This is a genomic window from Streptomyces sp. NPDC058964 (genome assembly GCF_042741275.1).
Lineage (GTDB): Bacteria > Actinomycetota > Actinomycetes > Streptomycetales > Streptomycetaceae > Streptomyces.
The window spans coordinates 1-3,609 of record NZ_JBHYKH010000709.1; the positions used below are offsets into that span (position 1 = coordinate 1).

At 72.0% G+C, this 3,609-nt stretch carries 3 protein-coding genes and 1 pseudogene; 1 reads left to right on the plus strand and 3 read right to left on the minus strand.

Going from position 1 to position 3,609, the window contains the following annotated elements; genetic code table 11:
• From ACFW2E_RS43405 to ACFW2E_RS43415, 3 genes and pseudogenes are all read right to left on the minus strand, one after another.
• Nucleotides 1-219, minus strand: a pseudogene (locus ACFW2E_RS43405) (dehydrogenase); the annotation flags it as partial.
• Complete coding sequence (locus ACFW2E_RS43410; RefSeq protein ID WP_384476661.1) at nucleotides 207-959, minus strand: sugar phosphate nucleotidyltransferase; 753 nt, start codon at nucleotides 957-959, stop codon at nucleotides 207-209. The pseudogene ACFW2E_RS43405 and the gene ACFW2E_RS43410, both read right to left, overlap by 13 nt.
• Entirely contained in the window at nucleotides 956-2,755 is a 1,800-nt protein-coding gene (locus ACFW2E_RS43415; protein ID WP_384476664.1) for a DUF5941 domain-containing protein, read from the minus strand. Before ACFW2E_RS43415 ends, ACFW2E_RS43410 begins: the two co-directional genes overlap by 4 nt.
• Before the next feature lie 289 nt (nucleotides 2,756-3,044).
• On the opposite strand from ACFW2E_RS43415, the gene ACFW2E_RS43420 reads away from it, so the two are divergent.
• Nucleotides 3,045-3,609 (plus strand): NAD-dependent epimerase/dehydratase family protein (locus tag ACFW2E_RS43420; protein WP_384476667.1); only part of this gene is annotated, 565 nt, incomplete at its 3' end.

Consider the following 3,609-nt stretch of genomic DNA (forward strand, 5'->3'; position numbering starts at 1 on the left):
GTCGCGGGTGCAGACGCACACATCGTAACAGTTGGCTCCGTGCAGGTTCGGCCCGAGCCGCACGAGAAGACGGTATCCCGAGCAGCCGCTGACGGCGAAGGCGAGCTTCCCCGAGTGCGAGATGCGCTCGTCGGCGAGCACGCCCACCAGGTCGTCGAGGGCACCCGGACGGATGTCCACGACGACCGGCGAGGGGATGAGCCGGGTCAGTACTGGCACGCGATCTCCCGGCCCCTGGCGAGGTCGTCGTGGTTGTCGATCTCGACCCACTGGACGTCACCGATCGGCGCGACGTCGATCCGGAAGCCGCGGTTGACGAGCTCCTGGTAGCCGTGCTCGTAGAACTGCTGCGGGTCGGTCTCCCACACGGCCTTGAGCGCGTCGGCCAGCTCGGGGGCCGCGTCGCCCTCGATGAGGGTGACGCCGATGTACTCGCCGGTGGCCTCGGCCGGGTCCATCAGCTTGGTGATCTTCGTCATGCCCTTCTCGGCGTCGACGACGACCTTCATCTCCTCGTCGGCCAGCTTCTTGACCGTGTCCAGCGCGAGGATGATCTTCTTGCCCTCGCCGCGGGCGGCGAGCAGGGTCTTCTCGACGGAGACCGGGTGGACGGTGTCGCCGTTGGCGAGGATCACACCGTCCTTGAGGGCGTCACGGCCGCACCACAGGGAGTAGGCGTTGTTCCACTCCTCGGCCTTGTCGTTGTCGATGAGCGTGAGCTTGAGCCCGTACTTCTGCTCCAGGGCCGCCTTGCGCTCGTACACGGCCTCCTTGCGGTAGCCGACGATGACCGCGACCTCGGTCAGGCCGATCTCGGCGAAGTTGCCGAGTGTGAGGTCGAGCACCGTGAGCGAGTCCTCGGCGCCGGCGGGGCCCACGGGCACCAAGGCCTTGGGAAGGCTGTCGGTGTAGGGGCGCAGACGCCGTCCGGCGCCGGCCGCCAGCACGAGGCCGATCATGCGGGTTCTCCTTCATCGTGAACGGCGGGTGCCCCTGCGGACACCCAGAAGCGGATGCTCTCCACGAGCACCACCAGGGCGACGGCCACGGCGAGGACCGTGAGCGCGACCTTGAACTGCGAGGCCGTGAGAAGCACGGCCAGCACGGTGACGAGCAGCGTTCGCCCCTCGTGACCTCCGATGGCGCGCACCAGCCAGGCCGGGGGCGCGCCGGCGTTTCCGCGGATGCGGTACACCGTGTCGTAGTGATGGTAGGCGACGGCGGCCACCAGGCCGAAAGCCGCGGGAAGGGTTCCGTTCACCCCGGCTGTGGCCGCGAGGGCGAGCACGGTGCCGTATTCGGCGGCGCGGAAGATCGGCGGGACCAGCCAGTCGAGGGCGCCCTTGAGGGGGCGGGCGACGGCAAGGGCCGAGGTCAGAGCGTAGAAGGCGGCTGCCGCGACGGGCAGCGGGCTGCCGGGGTCCGTCAGCGCGGAGGCGGTCACGACGCCGGCGCCGCCCAGGAGGGCGACGGCGGGGACGGCGAGGCCGGGCAGTCCCCGCCCGAGGACCCGGGCGAGGCCCTGTGCGATCGGGCCCGAGTCGGCGAGGTCGGCCAGGGCCTGGGCGGCCCGGTCGGTGCGCCGCGCCTTGCGGGTCAGCGACCGCAGCACCCGCCCCGCTGTGGTGTACGTCGCAGCGAAGGCGCAGCCGGCAAGCAGTGCGTAGAAGGTGATCCGCGGGGTCGTGGCCGCGGTCAGGATGGCTATCATCGCCCACCGTTCACCGATGGGCAGGACTATCATCCGGCGCACCCAGACCGTCCAGCCGACGCTGTCGAGCCGGCCGGAGAGGGCCGCGGTGGGGCTGGTGTTGGCGGTGGCGTCGTGGTTCGCCTCGTTGAAGGAGAAGTCCACGACGTGCCGGCAGGTCTGCAGGACCATGGCCCCGAGGGCGAGGGCCCACACGTCGTCACCGCCGCGTGCGGCGCCGAGGGCGAGGCCGGCGTAGTACGCGTACTCCTTGGCCCGGTCGAAGGTGGCGTCCAGCCAGGCGCCGAGCGTCGAGTACTGGAGCGAGTAGCGGGCCAGCTGTCCGTCGGTGCAGTCCAGGACGAACGAGCAGATCAGCAGGATGCCCGCGGCGACGAATCCGCCCCGCGTGCCGGTGGCCGCGCAGCCCGCCGCGATCAGGGCGGTGATCAGCGAGGCGGTGGTGACCTGGTTCGGGGTGAGGCCGCGGCGGGCGCACCAGCGGGCGATGTAGCGCGAGTACGGGCTGATGCAGTAGGTGGTGAAGAAGCCGTCCCGGGCCTTCACGGCCGACTTCAGGCGTACGGCCTCGTCGTCGACGGCGTCCACGGCCAGGCGTGCCTCGTCGCGGGCCTCCGGGTCGGTGGGGACGGCGGCGACCAGGCTGCCCAGCTCGGGACGGTGCACCTCGGCGCCCTCGGCGTCCAGGGCGGTGACGACGCGGTCGGCGAGGCTGTCCACGGCGAGCGTCGTCCCGCCGCCCGCGGGGTCCTCCCGCTCGACCGCCCGGGCCAGGGCCTCGCGGCCGGCCGGCTGCGCGGTCACGGCGCCGGTGACGGCCGCGAGCGGGTAGCGGGGATCGGTGAGGCCGAGACGCAGCGCGTGCGGGTGGCCGACGAAGCGGGCGTCGACGAGGGCCACACGCCGGTCGCCGGGCACGGCCTCGAGGAGGCTTCGGGTCTCGGATGCGCCGGAGGCCACCCGCACCTCGAAGCCGAGGGACCGCAGATCGCTCTCCAGCGACGATCCCGGGACCGGCTGACCGGTGACGATGGCGGTCGACAACCGAACTCACTCCCTGGGTGCCGACGCGTCCGCGCCGGTCGTCTGCATGATGGGGGCGCCGCTTGTCCGCGGCACCCGGGCGGCATTCGGCAGAGGGTATCGGATGACCGGAAGCACGTGTTCATCGCCCGTTCACGGGCTGGTCGACGTACTCTGCACCGGCCTTTGCCGAGATCATCATCGGTGATCGGGGCCCCGCCCCACAAACCGTGACCACGCGTTCCGCCGCGTCACCGGGCATCCGGGACATTGGGGGTCCTCGCCGGGCCTCGGCATAGGGTGGGCGACCATGACATGGCTGATCACCGGCGGGGCCGGATACATCGGGGCTCATGTGGCGCGTGCCATGGCGGACGCCGGGGAGCGCGTCGTGGCGCTGGACGACCTGTCGACCGGGGTGCCTGAGCGGCTCCCGGCACAGGTCCCGCTCGTCACGGGCTCGGCGGCGGACGCGGAACTGCTCAAGCGGGTCCTCGGCGAGCACGGCGTGACCGGGGTGGTGCATCTCGCGGCGCGCAAGCAGGTCGCCGAGTCGGTGGCGCAGCCGATGCGCTACTACCAGGAGAACGTGGGCGGCCTGGCCATCCTCCTGGAGGCGGTCGCCGGGGCCGGGGTCGAGCGGTTCCTGTTCTCCTCGTCGGCGGCGGTGTACGGCAACCCGGACGTGGACCTCATCACGGAGGACACCCCGTGCGCCCCGGTGAACCCGTACGGCGAGACCAAGCTCGCCGGGGAGTGGCTGGTGCGGGCGGCCGGGCAGGCGAACGGCATCGCGACCGTGTGCCTGCGCTACTTCAACGTCGCGGGCGCGGCCGCGCCGCCGCTGGCCGACACGGGCGTGTTCAACATCGTCC

What these genes read in the sequence shown, in the direction of transcription:
- ACFW2E_RS43410 (WP_384476661.1), bottom strand. Translation starts at nt 959, where the DNA reads ATGATCGGCCTCGTGCTGGCGGCCGGCGCCGGACGGCGTCTGCGCCCC.